Source organism: Brevibacterium sp. S111 (assembly GCF_004745075.1).
Classification (GTDB): Bacteria; Actinomycetota; Actinomycetes; order Actinomycetales; family Brevibacteriaceae; genus Brevibacterium.
This window is the reverse complement of the sequence record NZ_RHFH01000006.1, coordinates 1-19211: the sequence shown is the minus strand read 5'-3', so window position 1 is coordinate 19211 and position 19211 is coordinate 1. Positions and strand designations below refer to the sequence as shown.

Below are 19211 nucleotides of genomic sequence, written 5' to 3'. Positions count from 1 at the left end.
ACCGGTGAGCACACACTCGCACGGTCCAGAGGACTCCCATCAGCCCACGGACTCGGCCGGACAGGCCTGGGCCGGGCGGGAACTCAAACCCAACCCGTTCTCCGGGGACTCCGGACTGGCCGACACCGCACTGCTGGAAGCGTTGAACCAGGTCGCACAAACGCCCCTGGAACCCGCCGCACACCAGCAGGTCGTCACGGCACTGTCCGGGGCCCGACTCTACGCCCCGATCGTGCCGATGGTCGTCGACCAGGAGGTCGGAGAGAACGGGCTCATGGCCGACAACTCTTCGGAGATGGCGATGGTCCGCCTCCAGGCCGAGGACGGACGCGAGTGCACGCCCGGCTTCTCCGGCATTCCGCCGCTGACCGCCTGGCATCCGGATGCCCGCCCCGTGCCGATCGAATCCGAACGGCTCGTGCTCGGTGCGATCGAGGCCGAATCCCAGCTCGTCGTCCTCGACCCGGGAGCCGAGCCCTCCTTCCTGCTGCGCCGGCCGGCCATGTTCGCCTTCGTCCAGTCCCAGCCCTGGACCCCATCCTGGGCCGACGCCGAGGTGGCCCGGCGTCTGCGTGCCATCGCCGAGTCGTTTCCGTGGCTGGCTCGGCTGGGCGTCAGCCCCGGCAGCAACTCCGTCCACCTCGCAGGACCGGAGCTCGGCATCACCCTCGGCGTCGAATCCGAGGTGCCGCAGGAAGAGGTGCGCCGGTTCCAGGAGACCGTCGCCGCCGACGAGGAACTCGTCGCGAAGATCGACTCCCTCGCCATCCGCATCATCGAAGCCTGAGACTCACTGAACCCCGGCACCGACGAGGCCCCGACGGCCACCGGATCATGCGGTGCCGCCTCGGCGGATTCGGACATGACGGGATCGGAAATGACGGAATCGGGTGTGCCACAACGGCAAGACACCTATGCTTACAGCCATGAGTGGATTCCGTGATCTCAATCACCCGACCGCACCGGACGAGAGCTACCTCGACCAGATGGCCCACCAGACCCGGATTCGGGCCGAAGCGGCCGCCGACTGGGACTCGGACTTCGCCGGTGCCCCGGAGACGAGCCGCACCGGAATCGCCGCAGGCCTCGACGCCGCACAGAGCGAGCTGACGGACCTGCTCCACACGATCCATACGCTGGCCGAGACCGCCTTCGTCGAATTCGAATCCGTCGCCGCAATCGCCTCGGTGCTGGACAAGCACGGCATCGACGTCGAGACGGGACTGTACGGGGTCGAGACGACGCTGCGGGCCACGACCGGTTCCGGGCAGGGGCGGACCATTGCGATCCTCGCCGAATACGATGCCCTGCCCGAGATCGGACACGCCTGCGGACACAACATCATCGCCACCGCGGGGGTCGGCGCCTTCCTCGCACTCCACGCACTGTATGAGAAGGATCCCGAGGCTGTGCCGGGCACCGTCGTGCTGCTGGGCACCCCGGCAGAAGAGGGGCACTCGGGCAAGGAGGTCATGGCCCGGGCCGGTGCCTTCGACGGTCTCGATGCGGCGATCATGGTCCACGGCTACGGTTACGACTGCGCCGACCAGGTGTGGTTGGGACGGCGACTGCTCACCGTCACCTACTCCGGCATCGCAGCCCACGCCTCGGCGCAGCCGTTCATGGGCCGCAACGCCCTCGACGCGGCGAACCTCTTCTACCAGGGACTCGGCCTGCTGCGGCAGCAGATGCCCCCGATCTCGCGCCTGCACGCCGTGATCACCGACGGCGGCACCCGACCGTCGATCATCACCGAGGCCGCCACGGTCCAGTGCTACGTCCGGTCGAAGTTCCCAGAAACGCTCAAGGAGCTCTCGGACCGGGTCGAAGACGCCGCGCAGGGTGCTGCACTGATGACCGGCACCGGAGTCGACGTCGCCTGGGACGAACACCCGCCGTCGCTGCCCGTGCGCGCGAACTCGGCGCTGACCCGACGTTGGGCAGAGCACGAACAGGCCCGCGGGCGGTCTCCGCTTCCCCGCGGTGTCCTCGACGAGTCGATCGCCGCATCCACAGACTTCGGCAACGTCTCCTACCGGATCCCCGGCATTCACCCGCTCATCAAGACCGCCGACGCCGAGGTGGCCCTGCACACCCGTGAATTCGCCGAAGCCGCGAAGACCCCGGCCGCAGAGTCAGCAGCGAGCGACGCGGCCTATGGACTGGCGTGTACGGCCCTGGACTTCCTCGTCGACGACGACCTGGCCGCCGAAGTCGCCGAAGAGTTCGCCCGAGATGGGGGAGCCATCGACGTCGAGAACTACTTCGCCTGATCGCCTGAGGACTCTGACCACCGCAAGAAAGAGAGCATCCATGTCAACGACGACACAGGGCAAGGTCGGCATCGGGCAGCGACTGCTGGACTGGGTCGAGAACGTCGGCAACAAGCTGCCGGAGCCCTTCACCCTCTTCCTCGGTCTGTTCATCATCACCGGGCTGGTCTCGACGGCGATGGCGATGGCCGGGGTCTCGGTCACCATCCCCGGCGATGACGAGACCATCGCGATCAAAGGACTGTTCACCGGTGAGGGGCTGTCGTGGCTGACGACGACGATGGGGGAGAACTACCTCGGATTCCCGCCGCTGGCCACCGTGCTGCCGATCCTCTTGGCCGTCGGTGTCGCTGAGAAGTCGGGAATGCTCGCCGCGGCCGTGCGCATCGCCTTCGGCAGGAGTCCACGCTGGCTGCTGCCCTATGCCGTCGGGTTCGTCGGAGTCACCGGGTCGATCATGTCCGACTCTGCGTTCATCATCATCCCGCCCTTGGCCGCGCTCGTGTTCAAAGCCGCCGGTCGCCACCCGATGGCCGGGCTCATCGGCGGATTCGCCGCCACCGGTGCCGGATATTCGACGTCGATCGTGCCGACGAGCCTCGATGCGCTGTTCGCCGGCATCACCACCTCGGTGATGGACACCCTGCCGAACACCGACTTCACGGCCGTCAACCCCGTGTCGAACTACTACTTCAACATCGCGTCGTCGATCGTGCTGGCCATCGTCGCCGGATTCATCATCGACCGTCTCATCGAACCGAACATGATCCGCCGAGGCGTCCCCCGCGAATACGCGAATGCAGGAGCTCAGGGGCTGGCGAAAGAGTATCGAGCGGACAACCCGTACGGCGAATCCGGGAGTGCAGGCGGTGGCGGAGCCGAAGACGAAGATTCCGAGATCAGGGCCGAACTCGAACCGCAGGAGAAGCGGGGTCTGATCTGGGCTGTTCTCGCAGCGCTGCTGCTGACCGCGCTGATCCTGTTCTCCGTGCTCATCCCGAACTCGCCGTGGCGCAACGAGGACGGCGGATTCCTGCCGGAGTCACCGCTGCTGTCATCGATCGTGTTCATCGTCTTCGCCTACTTCATGCTCATGGGAGTCGTCTACGGATTCGCCGTGCGCACCGTGCGGTCGATGAACGATCTGGTGAGGATGATGAGTCAGTCGATTATCGACATGATGTCATTCCTCATCCTTGCGTTCATCCTCGGCCAGTTCATCGCTCTGTTCAATTGGACGGGCATCGGTTCGTGGATCGCTGTGGCCGGTGCCTCGGGGCTCGAGGCGATCGGGCTGACAGGGTTTGCCGCGGTCATCGGCTTCATGCTCCTGGCCAGCGTGCTCAACCTGTTCATCATCTCCGGCTCATCCATGTGGACTCTCATGGCCGCGGTGTTCGTGCCCCTGTTCACCCTGCTCGGATACGAACCCGCGTTCATCCAGGCCGGCTTCCGCGTCGGAGATTCAGCCACTCAGGTCATCACCCCGCTCAACCCGTACATGATCGTCCTCCTCGGCCTCGTCCGCCGCTACGAGCCGAGCGCGGGGCTGGGCACCGTGATCTCGCGAATGTTCCCATTCGTCATCCCGTTCTGGCTCGCGTGGGCTGCGCTGTTGGCCATCTGGTACTTCTTCGACCTGCCGCTGGGACCGGGCAATGGGATCTTCCTCAACTAGGGCGCACCGGGTAGTGCTCACAGCATCTGCCGCACGCCGTCGCGCCAATCGGTGATCGGGACCGCGTCGGCCAAGGTGCCCGGTTCGATGACGCAGGGTTCGTACCAGATGGGGGCCAGCTGGTTGAGCTCATAGAAGGAGCGTTCGAACGCACCGACGGCCCTGGTCACCCAGCGCGGCACCGGGACCGGACGCTTGTGCTTCTGCCCCAGAACGTCCGCGGTGAAATCAGCGATCTCAGTGAGAGTCGGATTCGAGGCCGGTGCGATGCGCAGCTGATGCGTCCCCGCGGGGACGGTCGTCAGATCCTCTGCCGCCTGGATCATTGCGGCCGCGTGATCGGCGATGACGGTGATTCCATGAGGGACATCTGTCCGTGCCGGGACCAGGGCGCGGCGCCCCTTGGAGATCGGCTCGGTGATGCACATCCGCACGACCGATGACCACTTCTCTGCGGTTCTGCCGAGCAGATCCCCGGCGATGACACTGGCAGACGTCGCAGAATGAGCGGAGCGAGCCTCGAGGAGCCGCTGCCGGATTCGGCCTTTGTCTTCGACAGGAGCGAAGGGTGAGGTCTCGGTGATCGGTCGGGTGAGGCCGGTGAAGGCGTATACCGATTCGGGGAAGACGACGGGGATGCTCAGTTCGGCGGCGGTGTCGAGGACCGCCTGATCCAGCCGCGGGAGGACCTGTTCCCATTTCCGGCTGTCATAGGGGGCATGAGCGCAGGCGAAGATCACATCGACGCCCTCCGCAGCCTGAGCCAGCTGCGAACGGTCCGTGGCGTCGGCCCTGATATGCGCGGGAGCGGGACTGGGTGCCGGTGCCCCAACGGTCACGGCCTGCTGTGCACGGCCACCCGAGCGCGTGGCGATGCGCACGGTGACCCCTGAGCCGATGAGTTGGGCGGCGATCTCCGAACCGATCTGGCCGTTGCCGATGACGAGTGCTTGCTTCATGACGGGTCCTTTCCGATGACCTCGAATCAAATTGAGAGAGCGGTGATCTCGAAAAATCAGCGTAGACCTCAAGGCGGTTCAATTCAAGAGCAGTGCTCACAATTGTTATCTCTGTTCTCGGATCGTAGAGTGGATCCATGACTGAGACGACCCCACGCCAGCGCGCTCGCGTCGAGACCGAAGCGCAGATCACACGCATCGGCAACCGGATGATCGACGAAGACGGGGTCGACGGCCTGTCTCTGAGGGCGATCGCCCGCGAGCTCGGTGTCGTCTCGAGCGCGGTCTACCGCTATGTGAAGAGCCGCGATGAGCTGCTGACGATCCTCATCCGTGACGCTTTCACCCAGATCGCCGACACCGTCGATGAGGCTCTGGCAGAGCAGCGGAACGTGGAGACTCTGGCGCTGTCGATGCTCGCCTGGGCGCGGAGGTATCCGAACCGCTGGGCGCTCATCTACGGCACTCCGATCGCCGACTATGAGGCCCCACGGGAAGAGACCGTGGTGCCGGGAACACGAATCATGGTCGCCCTGGCATCCCTGGTGGCGGAATCCCGCAATGATTTCGAGGTTGCCAGCCGGGCCGGACAGGTGCAGGGCACCTCGGGTGTCGAAGTGCGGAAACCGAGCGCGACGCTCAAGCCGCTGCGACAAGGGTTCGAAGAGCTCGGGCTCGGCTACGACGATTCCGTCATTCTGGAGACCGTCACGATCTGGGTCGGCATCGTCGGGCTCATCAATGCCTTGCGGTTCGGTCAGTTCGGGCCGGGATTCGATGACGTCGAAGACAACCTCATGTCCGCGGTGGTCGGCCGCCTCGGCGAGTGAGGATGCGACAGCGGCCCCCGATCGATGATCGAGGGCCGCTGGATCAGCTATTGGCGGGGGAGTGGGGTCAGCGGACGGGGCCGGTGAACTTCTCTCCGGGGCCTTCGCCGGGGGCGTCGGGAATCTCCGAGGCCTCACGGAAGGCCAGCTGCAGACTGCGCAGTCCATCGCGCAGCGGGCGGGCGTGGTGATCGCCGATCACCGTGGCGGCGCCGGTGATGAAGCCGGCCAGCGCCGTGATGAGCTTACGGGCCTCATCGAGGTCCTTGAGGTCGGACCCGGGGCCGTCCGGTCCGTCGTCGGCGAGGCCGCACTTGATGGCGGCGGCGGACATGAGATGGACGGCGCTGGAGGTGATGACCTCGACGGCGGGAACCTCGGCGATATCGCGGGTGACTTCGGCGACCGCCTCGGCGGGAACGGATTCTTCAGAACTCATGCCATAAGCTTGACATATAAATCAACGCGGCGATCACACCAGGGTCTCGATGTGCGAAGAGTCATGAAGCGTAGTACACTGGTAGCTGGTGCGAAGCGGAGTCTGACTCCCACCTTGATCGCGAAGAGCGATCGGGTCCAAAGATCTCTCCCGCGGACGACTGTCCGCATGGGTTGCAGATCGAGGTGTATTCACCGAAGACGTACGGTTGACCGTACTGCTCGTGTGTGCAGGCTCCCTTGGCATGTGTCAACGGGAGCCTTTTTCGTTGCCACGACCACATTTGAGCAAAAGGAGTGAACACATCAGCGAGACGCGCATCAATGACCGGATTCGGGTTCCCGAGGTCCGGTTGGTCGGACCCAATGGTGAACAGGTCGGTATCGTTGCCATTCGCAAGGCACTCGATCTCGCCCGTGAGGCGGATCTCGATCTCGTCGAGGTAGCCCCGCAGGCGAAGCCACCCGTAGCCAAGCTCATGGACTACGGAAAATTCAAGTACGAATCTGCTCAGAAGGCCAGGGAAGCTCGGAAGAACCAGGCAAACACTGCGCTGAAGGAGATCCGCTTCCGTCTCAAGATCGACGAACACGATTACGAGACGAAGAAGGGCCACGTCACCCGCTTCCTCGAAGGCGGCGACAAGGTCAAGGTCATGATCATGTTCCGCGGACGTGAGCAGTCCCGCCCGGAAATGGGCATCAAGCTGCTCAACCGCTTGGCCGAAGATGTGTCGGACCTCGGCACCGTCGAATCCTCCCCGCGAGTCGACGGACGCAACATGGTGATGGTCATCGCCCCGCACAAATCAAAGTCTGACGCCAAGGCGGAGGCTCGCAAGGCATCGGCAGGTGCCAAGGGCAAGTCCGCTGAGGTGAAGTCCCGTCGCGATCGGGTTGCTGCAGAGAAGAACTCAGCTCAACCCGAGGCGTGAGCAAACAGGTAACGTCGCGTTCCAGGCCCCCTGGTCTGTGCGTGTGAAGTAGTTGCCGGCGGCCACCGCCGACAACGAATTGCAAAGGAGAACGGCACTATGCCGAAGCAGAAGACGAACAGCAGCGCCAAGAAGCGCATGCGCGTGACTGGCACTGGCAAGATCATGCGTGAAGGCGTGAACAACCAGCACAAGTTCGAGGGCAAGTCCTCGGGCCGCAAGCGCCGGGTGTCCACCGACCAGGTCATCACCGGTGGAGACCGCGCCATGGCCCGCAAGCTTCTGGGCAAGCTCAAGGGCAGGTGAGACCCCTTTCGGGTCTTCTTTCTCGGACGAGTCTCCGGGATCTCCCCGGGCAGCCGATCACCGGCTCCCACAGCTTGAACCAGAGTCCGGCACCGCCGGAAGATACGAACTTTTCAAAGGAGTAACACGTGGCACGTGTGAAGAGGGCGGTCAACGCCCACAAGAAGCGCCGGGTCATCCTCGACCGGGCAAGCGGCTACCGCGGACAGCGCTCGCGCCTGTACCGCAAGGCCAAAGAGCAGGTCATTCATTCGCTGGTCTACAGCTACCGTGACCGTCGCAAGCGCAAGGGGGACTTCCGTCGCCTCTGGATCCAGCGCATCAACGCCGGCGCCCGCGCCAACGGCATGACCTACAACCGTTTCATCCAGGGCCTCAAGGCCGCTGGAGTCGAGGTCGACCGTCGCATGCTCGCTGAACTCGCCGTCAACGACTCGGCCACCTTCGCGCACCTGGTCAAGGTCGCCAAGGACGCTCTTCCTGCTGACGTCAACGCAGCGAAGACCGACGCCGCCTGAGCAGCGTCACCTGAATACTCCAGTCACACTCGTGACTGATTGGTCACCTCGGTGACCGTCGACGGCCCCGAACTGACATGGTTCGGGGCCGTCGAGTCTGTTCGGGCCATCGCTCGCGCTCTAGGTCGGTTCGTGCCGGCCGCGGCACCGACCCGGCCTGGCTCCCTCCCGGCAAAGTTCTCGTATTCCAGCAGCTCCCTCCATCGACTCTTAGGACCACGCACGCATGAAGCTCCCTGACGTCATCTCCTCGCCGCAGTCGAAGCGGATCAAGAACGCCGCGAAGCTGCTCAAGCGTCGTGACCGCAAGGCCACGGGGCAGTTCCTCGTCGAGGGTCCGCAGGCCGTGCGTGAGGCATTGGCGCTGGCGGGCTCCGTGGTCGAGCTGTTCATCACCGAGGAAGCCGCCGAGGAGCATCCCGAATTCATGGCCTCGGCCAAACATGGGCGTCTGCAGTGCAGCATCGTCACCCCCGAGGTGCTCACCGAGCTGGCGACGACCGTGAACTCGCAGGGGGTCGTCGCCGTGTGCAAGACTCTCGATGTCGAGCTGACCTCGGTACTGAACAAGGAAGCGCAGCTTGTCGTCGTCCTCTCCCAGGTCCGCGACCCGGGCAACGCCGGTACGATCATCCGACTGGCCGATGCCGCCGGCGCCGACGCTGTGGTGCTGACATCGTCGTCCGTTGATGCCTACAACGACAAAGTGGTGCGTTCAACTGCCGGCTCTCTCTTCCACATCCCCGTCGTCACCGGAGTCGGACTGTCCGAGGTCACTGAACTTGCGCGAGCCCGCGGCCTGCAGGTCCTCGCGGCCGACGCGAACGACGAGGCGCACGATCTTCACCACCCGTGGGATACCGGGCTTGACCTGACGGCGCGAACCACGTGGGTCTTCGGCAACGAAGCATGGGGGATGAGTGCCGACGATCTGGAGCTGTGCGATTCGTCTGTTGCCGTGCCGATCTACGGCTCGGCCGAGAGCCTCAATCTCGCGACCGCTGCGAGCGTGTGCATCTACGAGAGTGCGCGCAACCAACGGATGTGAGGTTTCGTGGGCGCGGCCATCTTTGCTGAGCCAGCGGCACTGTGGAACAGATAATTGAGCCTGGCTCAACGGCCGCACGGTTTTGAGCGCCTCGTTCAACGGTGAATCAGGTTTTCGATACGAGCTAGCATCGAAAACCTGATTCGTGGTTGAACGAGCCCGGTCGTCCCGTCCGCAGCTTGCCGGGGAGGAAGCGCATATTCGGCCACGTTGGGCGACGAAGGCGCCTGATTTTCTGACCCTGTGCGCACGAGTCGGGGGTTGTCCACAGCCCCTTGCGCCGCCCTTGCCTGTCTGCTGTGGCACGGCACATGCTGGTGAGCATGTTCATCTGCTTGAGTACCGCAGAACTCCAAGACGCCGGGTGGTCAACGCATCAGATCACCCACGCCTTGCGATGCTGTCTTCGACGTGTGCGCCACGGCATCTACGTTGTGTCAAAAGAGTGCAGGCACCCTGACCACGGTTACGTGGCAACTTTTGCCGCAGCGGCGGATGTCAATCTTCCAGTCGAAGAATCTGGGATGCGGAAGCGGGATGAGGACTTGCGCATCTTGGTCCGATCCTACGCTGGCCGTATGCCGCCCCGCTGCGTCTTATCTCATCGCAGCGCGTTGATCGTCCACGGGTTGCCCATCCCGTATCTCGACAAGGACAGCAGTCCGATGGCCGAAGCAATTCATCCGAAGTACGGAGTGCGCCATGCGACGATGCTGGTTCGGCGTCGAGACTTGGCGGAGTCGGACATCGTCGAGGTAGCTGGGATTCCGGTGACGTCAGTGTTGAGGACTCTCTCTGACATTGCACGAGACTACCCGTTGGCTTTTGCCGTGGCAGTCCTTGATGCCGCGGTGCATCGCGGGTTCACATCGGAACAAGCCATCATCAGGTATTGCGAGGCACATCCTCCGCGGACCTTGGCACGGAGAGTCGCTGACGCAGTGCACCTTATGAATGGCGGTCGCGAGTCGGTGTCGGAATCGATCTGTGCTGTCCGATTTGTTGAGTATTCGGTTCCGGGGTTCGAACCGCAAGTGGAGTTCTACGATGAGCAGGACCGTTTCATCGGCCGCACGGATTTCGCGAACAAGAAGGCAAGAGTCATCGCTGAGTTCGACGGCGAGGGGAAATACCATTTGCCGGGGAAGAACCCTCGGGATGAGATGGAGAAGGAACGTCGCCGAGAAAACAAGTTGCGGAATCTCGGTTACGCGGTTTTTCGCCTTCGCTGGCAGGATCTTTTCTCTGCGGACGTCTTTCTCAGGATCAAAGAGAGCGTCGAGCGGCGCAGCGCTCGCACCGGCTGATGTCGGAAGCGACCGATTCGGCGTCGTGGATCAACAGCCATTCAGACTATCGATGGTGCCTCGTATCGAAAACCTGAAAAGCTGTTGAACGAGACACTGCGAGCGTGCGCATCTGCGGGAGTGCTCGGAATCAGCGGGTGAGAGGTTCTGGGGGTGTGGCCTTTGCCGCTGAATTGGCGGCGCGCCAGATGAAAACGCAGCAGGCCAGGATGATGATCCACCCCGAAATGGCGAGCAGATGTCCCACGGTTCGCGGGAGCTCGAATGCTTCCACAGCGGCCAGAGCCGCCACGTGGCCGATCGCGACCACGGCCACGCCGTAGACATAAGGAGCAGCCGCCCGTTGGCCGCGTTCCCACGACTCGTCTGAGCTGAGAGTGTGCTTCGTCCGAATCCCGATTATCCGATTGCGACCGATCATTCTCCGAGCGATTCCCAGTTGCATAAGGACGCAGACAGCGGCAATGACCAGATAGCCGATCATCGGAGGGTAGAACACCTATCGATCACCTCCTGGAACGAAGCCGATTCGAAGCGGCGCATGCTGAGAGCACTCCTCCTGCAGTGTATCGGTCACGCAGCTGCAACGTCGGCCGAACAGGTGAGAACGCCCCGTGTCCGGCGAGCCAGATACGGTGAGCACATGACGACCGAACCTCCCCGCGCACCCAAGATCACCCTCGGCTCACTGACTCCCGGCTACCTCGGAGACCTTGGCGCAGAAGAATTCCTCGAAGGTATGGAATTCAACGATCTCGACCTCACCGAGGTTGACTCGGCACAGGCGACGTTCCTCGACTGCACGCTGACGCGAGTGAACTTCGGCCTAGCAGAGGCGCCGGCGAACCTGACGGGCGGGCGTTTCTCCGGAACACGGGTCGACGACTGTCGGGCCGACACGTGGACGATGCCACGAGGCAGCCTTCTGCACACGGAGATCCGAGGCACACGGATCGGCGCGGGGGTGACTCATGACAGCGTGTGGGAGAAGGTGCGATTTGAGAACTGTCGCATCTCGTATCTCAACCTGCGCGGGGCCACACTCACCGATGTCGAATTCCGGGACTGCGTCATCGACGAGATCGACCTGGACCGCGCCAAAGTCAATCGGGTCGCGTTTCCAGGGAGCAGTGTCGGTGCATTCCAATGCGAGGGAGCGACTCTCGGCAGTGTCGATATCCGTGGGCTGCAGCCGCACAAGATCTCCGGGGTGCACTCGCTGCGCGGAGCGACGATCGACGACACCCAGCTCATGCTCTTTGCCGACCTCTTCGCTCGGGAGCTCGGCATCACCGTGGAATGAGCATCCTGAGTATTCGTCCATGCGCGTCGTCCACGCTCGGACATGGGAATCGGTCTTGATTCAAAAAGAACACGCGAGCGTACAACAGCATTGCGTCGGACGTCCGAGGGCCGGAAGGCGGTCGCTGACCCTGCGTCCGAGTCTTGCAGCCATCAGCTGCTTCATCATGTCCATTGCTGGTTCTTGGCGAACTCGACCAGAGCCTGTGCGCGCTTCGGCGACGCGTGGTCAGAGGGCCAGATCACTTCGACGCCGACTGGCTCAACTGCCGGCTTGATCTCCTTGACGACCAGAGGATACCCCTCATAACTGGCAGTATTCGTCAGCCTCTGAACCAAGACGCCGTAGCCCAGTCCGCGACCGACAAGTGTTCTCACAACTTCGTAGCTGGTCGTTCGGTGACGGATCCTCGGCGCCAAACCTCGGTCGTGGAACATTCCCAGCGTGTGTTGGCTCGAAGGAGGAGAGTCGAGGAGGATCATGTCACGTTCGACGAGATCCTCCAGACGCACGGCCTCTCGAGCAGCGAAGGGATCATCTGCTGCCAGGATCACATGGGCAGGCTGTGCGAAGAGCCTCGCGTGGTTCGGCGTCCCCGGAATGAGCGTCTCGTAGACAAAAGCAACGTCGATCTCTCCAGACTCCAGAGTTCCGGTCAAGCGGTCCTGTGTGGTCTCGACTATTTCGAGACTTACTCGTGGGTGCTGCTTGCCGAAATCGTCGAGCAGTACGGGCAGAATCACCGGTGCCAGAGTCGGATAGCAACCGATGGTGATCGGACCGGCCAGTTCGCCATCGTGTGATCTGAGTTCACGCTCGAGTTCGTTCGCCTCGGAGATCAGGCGCGTGGCTCGGGCGGCCACCTGTCTTCCGGCGGCAGTGAGCACCAGTCCCTGAGCCTTCCTCCTCACGCACAGCTGTGCATCCATCTGATGTTCGAGCGCGGTGATCGAATCGGAGATTGCCGAGGAGGAGACATGCAGTTCCGCCGCCGCAGCCGAGATCGTACCCAGCCGGGCTGCGGTGAGGAGATAAGACAGTTGCCTCAGTGAATAGTTCGGGGCGTGATCAGAATGCATCTTCGTATTTCCGGATTAGTTCTCAGATTAATTCCGCTTTTCCTTTCATAGTACCCATCGCAGACTGGACTGTGAACACGATCACAGAGTGATCGCACCGACATAAGCTGTCGCAACGATGAGGAGATGATGATGACGTCAGGTCTTCACGAACACACCCGCAGGGCAGTCACCTCGGCACCGGTGGCGGACTGGGTGAAGATCCCGGAACTCTACGAGAATCCGTTTCCGATCTATGAACGGCTCCGTGCCGAAGGCGGAGTGCACTGGGTTCCTGCGGTCAACCGCTATCTGATCACCAGATATGAGGCCGTCAGCGCAACCGAACATGACCAGGACATCTTCTCCGCGAACGAAGAGGGCTCCCTGCAGATCCGCGCGATGGGCCATTCCATGCTCCGACGCGATGATCCCGAACATTATGAGCAGCGCCGAGCCTGGCAACCGGTGCTCAAGCCCGGTTACGTCAAACGCGTGTGGACATCTATGTACCGCGAAGTTGCCGAGGATCGTTTGGATCAACTCGTCGAAAAAGGCACTGATATCGACCTCATCTGGGACTTCGCCGCGCCCTTCGCAGCGGAGACCCTGCGTCGCATGCTCGGGCTGTACAACGCCGATCAGCTCGACCTGCAGCGCTGGTCGCAGACGATGATCGACGCCACTGGCAACTACGCGGACGACCCCGAAGTCTGGGCCAAAGGGGAGCGGTCGTTCAACGAGGTCGACGCGGCACTCGACGAAATGCTCGACTACCATCTCACCCACCGTGATGATTCGCTCATCTCGGGGCTCCTATCGATGCCGGGCGAAACCATGCCGATCGAGCAGATCCGGGCGAACATCAAGATGACCATCGGCGGGGGACTCAACGAGCCCCGCGATGCTCTCGGAGTTGCGGCGTTTGCCCTGTTCAACCACCCCGATCAGCGTGAGGCCGTCATGGCCAACCCGCAGCTGTGGCCAACTGTGTTCGAGGAGACCATTCGGTGGATCGCCCCCATCGGCATGTATTCCCGCCAAACCACCCAGGACACCGTCCTCGCGGGCACCCACCTGCCTGCAGGAGCGAAGCTCGGAATCTGCGTGCTCTCGGCCAATCGCGACGAAACCGTATGGGAACACGCCGATCGGTTCGACATCCATCGGGAAGCGAAACCGCATCTGGCCTTCAGCAAAGGAGTGCACGTGTGCCTGGGCAACTGGGCCGCAAGAGCCGAGATCGCCGAAGTGGCTCTTCCGCTCCTCTTCAACAGTCTTGAGGGATTGCGCGTCGATGAATCTCGTGAAACTGCGGTCGGAGGCTGGGTGTTCCGCGGCATGCTCAAACTCCCCGTGGCGTGGTCGAGCGCGCGGACAGAGCCCGACTACGGAAAGTCCGCCTATGGCCGAGCGGCCGCGACGAGTGACGATGCGGCTGGCCGGTCGCACGGACCCACGATCGCGATCATCGGTGCCGGACCGTCAGGCTGCTTCAGTGCGAAGGAGATACTGCGGCAGGTGCCCGGAGGCCGCGTCGACATCTTCGACAAGCTCCCTGTGCCATACGGGCTGCTGCGCTATGGAGTCGCGGCTGATCACCAGGGCACCAAATCCGTGACGAGTCAGTTCGACCGACTCTTCACCGATCCCCGAGTGAGATTCATCGGCAACACCGAACTGGGCATCGACGTGTCGATGGATGAGCTCAAGGAGAACTATGACAGCGTGGTCCTCGCCAGCGGGCTCTCCCTCGACCGTACCCTCGGCATCCCCGGAGACGACCTGCCCCAGGTGCACCGGGCAGGCAGGATCACCCGCCTGCTCAATGGGCACCCCGATGAGGAGCGGTCGGCGGTCGAACTGGGTAGGAGAATTGCCGTTGTCGGTCAGGGCAATGTCGCCATCGACATCGTCCGGCTGCTCACCTGTGCACGTGAGTCCCTGGTCGGCAGCGACATCGACGACACCATACATGGGCCGATGAGAGAATCGATCGCTCGCATCGACATCATCGGTCGTTCAGCATCGCGAACTGCGAAATTCGATCCGGTCATGATCCGTGAACTGGCTCGAGTTCCGGGGCTGACTCACACACTTCATGGTGTCGATCTGTCGACGGTTGCCGAGGGCAAGGACGCGAAGCTCGATGCCCTCCGTGACCTCGTCGAACCGGCAGAAAATACCCAATACCAAACAGGGCCAGCAGACGCGATCGAGATGCACTGGTGGTTCTCAAGCACACCCGATGCGATCACCGGTTCGATTTCCTCCGCTCGGCAGGTCGATGGGATCGACATCACCCATGACGGTGCGGCCGTTCACCTCGACGTGGATTCTGTCATCACCGCCATCGGCTTTGTCGGAGACCCGATGTCGATGGCGAAACAGGGCATCTGCCCGGCGACGCCGATCCCCGCAGACGGCAGGATCGACGAGAACCTTTTCGCCATCGGCTGGCTCAAGGGTGCCGGCCGCGGAACCATCCCCGACCAGCGCACAGACGCCAGGATCCTTGCTGCGACCATCGCCGCTGAGGTGAGCACCGGGTCGATCGCCACCGGTGCTCCAGGGCTCGACCCGGGGGAGACCGCCATCGATTTCGACGGTTGGCGCCGGATCGACCTCAAGGAGCGCCTCGGCGCCGGTGAAGGTCGCTGCCGAGCGAAGATCACCTCTCGTGAGGACCTGATGGCCACAGCTGAGGACACCGACCTCGACGACTATCTGCCGGACGCTGCGGCGAGCACGGTTGAGGGCCTGTCTCCCGGGATGCCGGTGACGATCCTGTTCGGCACGGAGTCCGGCAACGCTGAACTCGTCGCCGAGGAACTCGGCACGGTCCTGCGAGAGCTTCCCGAGGTGGAGGTCTCGGACCTGTCCGCGGTGTCACCGTCGGACCTGCAGCCGGAGAGATTCTATTTGCTCGTGTGCTCGACGTACGGCGACGGTGATGTCCCGAGCTCGGCCGCGCAATTCTACGATGAACTGCGCGACCTGCCCGTTGAGCTCGACGGCGTCAGATTCGCCGTGTTCGGGATGGGCGACGCCAGCTACACGAAGACATATTCGCGGGGCAGCGAACTGATGACAGAAGCGCTCGAGGCTCAGGGAGCGACTCGGCTTGGCGAATACGGTCGCCACGATGCCGGAGGGCCGGTACCGGCAACCGAAGCGGCCTGTGAGTGGGCAGAAGGAGTTCTGACGAATCTGTCCGAGACGCTCTCACCGGTCTGACCGGCTGTTCCAGCCCGGCGGCGGATGCCCCGACCGGATTTCAGTGTCTCGCCTGGGTGCCGATGTCGCACCACGGCTGTCGGTGACTCTGGACTGACAATTTCTAACCACCACGACAGAACAAGGACGTTCTCATGACTGCCACACACGCACTGACGCCGACGGCGCAGAAAGCGAATCAGCGGAGGGTCGCGTTCGCCTCCATCATCGGTACGACGATCGAATGGTACGACTATTTCACGTATTCGACCGCGGCCGCGCTCGTCTTCGCCCACCTCTATTTCGCGCCGGCGGGTGAGGGCGTCGACCAGCTGCTCGCCTTCGCGACGATCGGCATCTCCTTCCTCTTCCGGCCGCTCGGTGCCTTCCTCTCCGGCCACTTCGGCGACAAGCTCGGCAGACGCTTCATCCTCGTCGTCACATTGGTCACGATGGGTGTGGCCACTGCCCTCATCGGTCTCATTCCCACGTACGAGACCATCGGGGTGACAGCACCGGTCCTTCTCATTCTCCTGCGCATCATCCAGGGCCTCTCGGCCGGAGGGGAGTGGGGCGGCGCGGCCCTGCTGGCCGTCGAACACGCCGATGTGGACAAGCGCGGTCGGGCCGGATCCTACCCGCAGCTCGGAGTTCCGTTGGGCATGTTGCTGTCGTCAGGCGTTATTGCACTCATGACCGGAGTCATCTCACCGGGAGACGCATTCATGGAATGGGGATGGAGAGTGCCGTTCCTGCTCTCGGTCGTGCTCATCGGCGTCGGCTATTGGGTACGGAGGGCCGTCGAGGACACTCCGGTGTTCAAAGAGATCCAGGTCGAGTCGGCCAAGCGCAAGGCACCGATCCTCGTGCTGTTGAAGAAGCATCTGCCTCTTGTATTCGTCGCCGCACTCATCTTCGCCGGTAACAATGCCAGCGGGTATATGACCACTGGCGGGTTCGTGACGAAATATGCGACGACCGATGCAGTGGGCTTCTCGCAGACCGATGTGCTGCTGGCCATCACCTTCGGGTCATTCGTCTGGCTGGTCTCGACCGCGGTCTCAGGTTACCTGTCCGATGCCATCGGCCGGGTGCGCACCTATGTCATCGGATTCGTCATCCTCATCGTCACTGCTTTCCCGCTGTTCTGGCTCATCGACACCGGATCATTGGGCCTGCTCTATTTGTCTCTGGGTGTCTTCTCCATCGGACTCGGCCTCTCTTATGGGCCACAGGCCGCGCTCTATGTCGAACTCTTCCCGGCCTCGATCCGATTCAGCGGAGTCGCGATCTCCTATGCCCTGGGAGCTGTCATCGGCGGTGCGTTCGCCCCGACGATCGCCCAGGCACTCCTGCAGGCGACGGGCACGACAGCCTCGGTCTCGCTCTATCTGGTGATAATGGCGGTGATATCTCTTATCGCCGTGTCATTGCTCAGGGACCGCAAAGGCATCGATCTCTCTGTCGGCAACGAAGAGGAGCAGAGCGCGGGAATGTGGCGGGTGGGGAACTCACGCGTGCGCTGAAAGAGCTGAAAGACGGGTCCCGCCTTGGCCCCGTGCGAGTCGCCGAGGCGGGACCTCACCGGAGTCAGACCTCACCGATCGAGCAGGCTCAGTGCTTGCCCAGCTCGTCGATGAGCACCCGCTTGTTCTCCGAATAGTCGACGGGCGCGACGACGATGTGCACACCACCGGCTTCGAAAGCCGACGACAACACCGAATTCATCTCGGACACGTCGGTGAGCCGATGACCGGAGGCTCCATAGGATTCCGCGTACTTCACGAAGTCCGGATTGCCGAAGGTCAGACCGTAGTCGGGCATGCCGTCGGATTCCTGCTTCCACCGGATCATGCCGTAGGCATCGTCTTCGAGGATGAGCACGACGAGGTCCAAGCCCAACCGCACCGCCGTCTCCATCTCCTGACTGTTCATCATGAATCCGCCGTCGCCGACGACGGCCATGACCCGACGTTCCGGATACGTCAGCTTCGCTCCGATCGCCGAGGGCAGCCCGGCTCCCATGGTCGCCAGCGCGTTGTCGAGCAGCAGAGTGTTCGCCCGAGTCGTCCGATAGTTGCGGGCGAACCAGATCTTGTACATCCCGTTGTCGAGAGCAACGATCCCGTCGACGGGCATGACGTCGCGGACCTCCTGCACGATCCGTTGGGGGATGAACCGATCCTCGTCGGCACCTTCGTGGATCTTGACGAGGATGTCCTCACGCATCGGCAGCAGCGCCTCGGCGGTGGAGGTGGGGCTGTCGACCACCTCGGCGAGCCGCTGCAGGGTCGGACCCAGGTCACCGATGACCTCGAACTGCGGAAAATACACCTGCTCGACCACGGCCGCGCGGTAGCCGATGTGGACGACGGTGGGTCCGTTCTCATCCATCATGAACGGCGGCTTCTCCGTCGTGTCGTGACCGATCGTGACGATGACGTCGGCGGCCTCGATCGCGTCATGGACGAAATCGCGGGACGTCAGCGCCGCCGTGCCCAGGTACAGGTCGGAGGACCCGGACACCGAACCCTTGCCCATCTGCGTGGTGAAGTAGGGGATGCGCATCTGCGCGACGAAACGGGAGAGGTCTTCGCTGCAGTCGGATCGGGAGGCATCCGCACCGAGCATGAGCAGCGGTCGCTTCGCCTCCCGGACGACGTTTGCGGCGTTCTTGATCGCCAGATCACTGGCGACGGCCCGCGAATTCGTGTGCGGTTCGATGAGTTCGTACCTGTCGACCGGCAGGCCGGCGATGTCTTCGGGCAGCTCGAGATGCACGGGTCCCGGACGTTCGGCCTGAGCGACGCGGAATGCCTCTCGGACCATGGTCGGAATCATCGCAGCCGAGGTGATCTGCTTGCTCACCTTCGTCAGCGGATCCATCGTCGCCACCGTATTCACCATCTGGAACGCCGCCTGCTCAGCCGTGCGGATGCCCTTCTGCCCGGTGATCATGATGACCGGCATGCCGCCGAGGTGGGCGTACGCGGCCCCCGTCGCAAGGTTGAGCGCCCCCGGCCCGAGCGTCGTCAGACACACCCCGGGTGTGCCCGTGAGCCGACCGTAGGTGGCCGCCATGAACGCGGCGGCCTGCTCGTGCCGAGTGAGGACGAACTCGATCGACGATCGGCGCAGGGAATCGATGAAATCGATGTTCTCCTCACCGGGTATGCCGAAGATGCGGTCGACGCCCTCGTTCTCCAAGGCTCTGATCATGACATCTGATGCACGCTGTGTCGTCATGGTCCCGACCCTACGCTTCTCACCGAACGATCCCTATGACCCACCGCACACCACCGTCACCGAGGCCTGTCTCTTATCTACATCTCCGAGCCCACG

The 19211-nt window shown here is 62.9% G+C and carries 17 protein-coding genes; 12 read left to right on the top strand and 5 right to left on the bottom strand.

What is annotated here, in order from left to right; translation table 11 throughout:
* The first annotated feature begins 4 nt into the window (after positions 1 to 4).
* The 3 genes from EB836_RS08175 (at position 5) to EB836_RS08165 (ending at position 3951) form a co-directional block, all read left to right on the top strand.
* Positions 5 to 787 (top strand): SseB family protein, encoded by a 783-nt coding sequence (locus tag EB836_RS08175; protein ID WP_135539301.1) that lies wholly within the window; start codon positions 5 to 7, stop codon positions 785 to 787.
* Between the two features lie 139 nt (positions 788 to 926).
* Positions 927 to 2273 carry a M20 family metallopeptidase gene (locus EB836_RS08170; RefSeq protein ID WP_135539299.1) on the top strand — a complete coding sequence of 449 codons (1347 nt, stop codon included), beginning with the start codon at positions 927 to 929 and terminating at the stop codon, positions 2271 to 2273.
* Between the two features lie 40 nt (positions 2274 to 2313).
* Positions 2314 to 3951 (top strand): AbgT family transporter, encoded by a 1638-nt coding sequence (locus EB836_RS08165; RefSeq protein ID WP_135539297.1) that lies wholly within the window; start codon positions 2314 to 2316, stop codon positions 3949 to 3951.
* A gap of 17 nt (positions 3952 to 3968) precedes the next feature.
* Here EB836_RS08165 and EB836_RS08160 read toward each other — a convergent pair whose 3' ends face one another.
* On the bottom strand, positions 3969 to 4910 hold the full coding sequence (locus tag EB836_RS08160; protein ID WP_135539295.1) for an NAD(P)H-binding protein: 942 nt from the start codon (positions 4908 to 4910) through the stop codon (positions 3969 to 3971).
* 137 nt (positions 4911 to 5047) lie between these two features.
* Here EB836_RS08160 and EB836_RS08155 point away from each other — a divergent pair, with 137 nt between their 5' ends.
* A complete protein-coding gene (locus EB836_RS08155; protein WP_135539293.1) occupies positions 5048 to 5740 on the top strand; it encodes a TetR/AcrR family transcriptional regulator in 693 nt (230 codons plus the stop codon).
* Positions 5741 to 5807: 67 nt separating this feature from the next.
* Here the strand turns inward: EB836_RS08155 and EB836_RS18165 are convergent, their stop codons facing one another.
* Positions 5808 to 6179, bottom strand: coding sequence for a DUF1844 domain-containing protein (locus EB836_RS18165; protein ID WP_167854400.1), 372 nt, complete (start codon positions 6177 to 6179; stop codon positions 5808 to 5810).
* Positions 6180 to 6447: 268 nt separating this feature from the next.
* Between EB836_RS18165 and infC the strand changes: the two genes are divergently transcribed.
* The 5 genes from infC to EB836_RS08130 all read left to right on the top strand — a co-directional run bounded on the left by infC (position 6448) and on the right by EB836_RS08130 (position 10292).
* Positions 6448 to 7113, top strand: a complete 666-nt coding sequence (infC, locus tag EB836_RS08150; RefSeq protein ID WP_240689728.1) for a translation initiation factor IF-3 — start codon at positions 6448 to 6450, stop codon at positions 7111 to 7113.
* Positions 7114 to 7212: 99 nt separating this feature from the next.
* Positions 7213 to 7419 carry a 50S ribosomal protein L35 gene (gene rpmI / locus EB836_RS08145; RefSeq protein WP_135539289.1) on the top strand — a complete coding sequence of 69 codons (207 nt, stop codon included), beginning with the start codon at positions 7213 to 7215 and terminating at the stop codon, positions 7417 to 7419.
* A gap of 128 nt (positions 7420 to 7547) precedes the next feature.
* Entirely contained in the window at positions 7548 to 7937 is a 390-nt protein-coding gene (gene rplT, locus EB836_RS08140) for a 50S ribosomal protein L20 (protein ID WP_025779787.1), read from the top strand.
* A 226-nt stretch (positions 7938 to 8163) separates the two neighbouring features.
* A complete protein-coding gene (locus EB836_RS08135) occupies positions 8164 to 8985 on the top strand; it encodes an RNA methyltransferase (protein ID WP_135539287.1) in 822 nt (273 codons plus the stop codon).
* A 665-nt stretch (positions 8986 to 9650) separates the two neighbouring features.
* Positions 9651 to 10292, top strand: coding sequence for a hypothetical protein (locus tag EB836_RS08130; protein ID WP_135539285.1), 642 nt, complete (start codon positions 9651 to 9653; stop codon positions 10290 to 10292).
* Positions 10293 to 10422: 130 nt separating this feature from the next.
* On the opposite strand, the gene EB836_RS08125 is transcribed toward EB836_RS08130, so the two are convergent.
* Positions 10423 to 10776 carry an SdpI family protein gene (locus EB836_RS08125; RefSeq protein WP_135539283.1) on the bottom strand — a complete coding sequence of 118 codons (354 nt, stop codon included), beginning with the start codon at positions 10774 to 10776 and terminating at the stop codon, positions 10423 to 10425.
* 159 nt (positions 10777 to 10935) lie between these two features.
* Here EB836_RS08125 and EB836_RS08120 point away from each other — a divergent pair, with 159 nt between their 5' ends.
* Positions 10936 to 11595, top strand: coding sequence for a pentapeptide repeat-containing protein (locus EB836_RS08120; RefSeq protein WP_135539281.1), 660 nt, complete (start codon positions 10936 to 10938; stop codon positions 11593 to 11595).
* Positions 11596 to 11759: 164 nt separating this feature from the next.
* Here EB836_RS08120 and EB836_RS18650 read toward each other — a convergent pair whose 3' ends face one another.
* Entirely contained in the window at positions 11760 to 12674 is a 915-nt protein-coding gene (locus EB836_RS18650; RefSeq protein ID WP_135539280.1) for a LysR family transcriptional regulator, read from the bottom strand.
* A 132-nt stretch (positions 12675 to 12806) separates the two neighbouring features.
* On the opposite strand from EB836_RS18650, the gene EB836_RS08110 reads away from it, so the two are divergent.
* The gene (locus tag EB836_RS08110; protein ID WP_135539655.1) at positions 12807 to 15890 is read left to right on the top strand and encodes a cytochrome P450; all 3084 of its coding nucleotides are present in this window, start codon (positions 12807 to 12809) and stop codon (positions 15888 to 15890) included.
* Positions 15891 to 16024: 134 nt separating this feature from the next.
* Positions 16025 to 17395 (top strand): MFS transporter, encoded by a 1371-nt coding sequence (locus EB836_RS08105; protein WP_135539278.1) that lies wholly within the window; start codon positions 16025 to 16027, stop codon positions 17393 to 17395.
* Between the two features lie 88 nt (positions 17396 to 17483).
* On the opposite strand, the gene EB836_RS08100 is transcribed toward EB836_RS08105, so the two are convergent.
* A complete protein-coding gene (locus tag EB836_RS08100; RefSeq protein WP_135539276.1) occupies positions 17484 to 19115 on the bottom strand; it encodes an acetolactate synthase large subunit in 1632 nt (543 codons plus the stop codon).
* Between the last annotated feature and the right edge of the window lie 96 nt (positions 19116 to 19211).

What these genes read in the sequence shown, in the direction of transcription:
- EB836_RS08170 (WP_135539299.1), top strand. Translation starts at nt 927, where the DNA reads ATGAGTGGATTCCGTGATCTCAATCACCCGACCGCACCGGACGAGAGC.
- EB836_RS08165 (WP_135539297.1), top strand. Translation starts at nt 2,314, where the DNA reads ATGTCAACGACGACACAGGGCAAGGTCGGCATCGGGCAGCGACTGCTG.
- EB836_RS08160 (WP_135539295.1), bottom strand. Translation starts at nt 4,910, where the DNA reads ATGAAGCAAGCACTCGTCATCGGCAACGGCCAGATCGGTTCGGAGATC.
- EB836_RS08155 (WP_135539293.1), top strand. Translation starts at nt 5,048, where the DNA reads ATGACTGAGACGACCCCACGCCAGCGCGCTCGCGTCGAGACCGAAGCG.
- EB836_RS18165 (WP_167854400.1), bottom strand. Translation starts at nt 6,179, where the DNA reads ATGAGTTCTGAAGAATCCGTTCCCGCCGAGGCGGTCGCCGAAGTCACC.
- rpmI (WP_135539289.1), top strand. Translation starts at nt 7,213, where the DNA reads ATGCCGAAGCAGAAGACGAACAGCAGCGCCAAGAAGCGCATGCGCGTG.
- EB836_RS08135 (WP_135539287.1), top strand. Translation starts at nt 8,164, where the DNA reads ATGAAGCTCCCTGACGTCATCTCCTCGCCGCAGTCGAAGCGGATCAAG.
- EB836_RS08130 (WP_135539285.1), top strand. Translation starts at nt 9,651, where the DNA reads ATGGCCGAAGCAATTCATCCGAAGTACGGAGTGCGCCATGCGACGATG.
- EB836_RS08125 (WP_135539283.1), bottom strand. Translation starts at nt 10,776, where the DNA reads ATGATCGGCTATCTGGTCATTGCCGCTGTCTGCGTCCTTATGCAACTG.
- EB836_RS08120 (WP_135539281.1), top strand. Translation starts at nt 10,936, where the DNA reads ATGACGACCGAACCTCCCCGCGCACCCAAGATCACCCTCGGCTCACTG.
- EB836_RS18650 (WP_135539280.1), bottom strand. Translation starts at nt 12,674, where the DNA reads ATGCATTCTGATCACGCCCCGAACTATTCACTGAGGCAACTGTCTTAT.
- EB836_RS08110 (WP_135539655.1), top strand. Translation starts at nt 12,807, where the DNA reads ATGACGTCAGGTCTTCACGAACACACCCGCAGGGCAGTCACCTCGGCA.
- EB836_RS08105 (WP_135539278.1), top strand. Translation starts at nt 16,025, where the DNA reads ATGACTGCCACACACGCACTGACGCCGACGGCGCAGAAAGCGAATCAG.
- EB836_RS08100 (WP_135539276.1), bottom strand. Translation starts at nt 19,115, where the DNA reads ATGACGACACAGCGTGCATCAGATGTCATGATCAGAGCCTTGGAGAAC.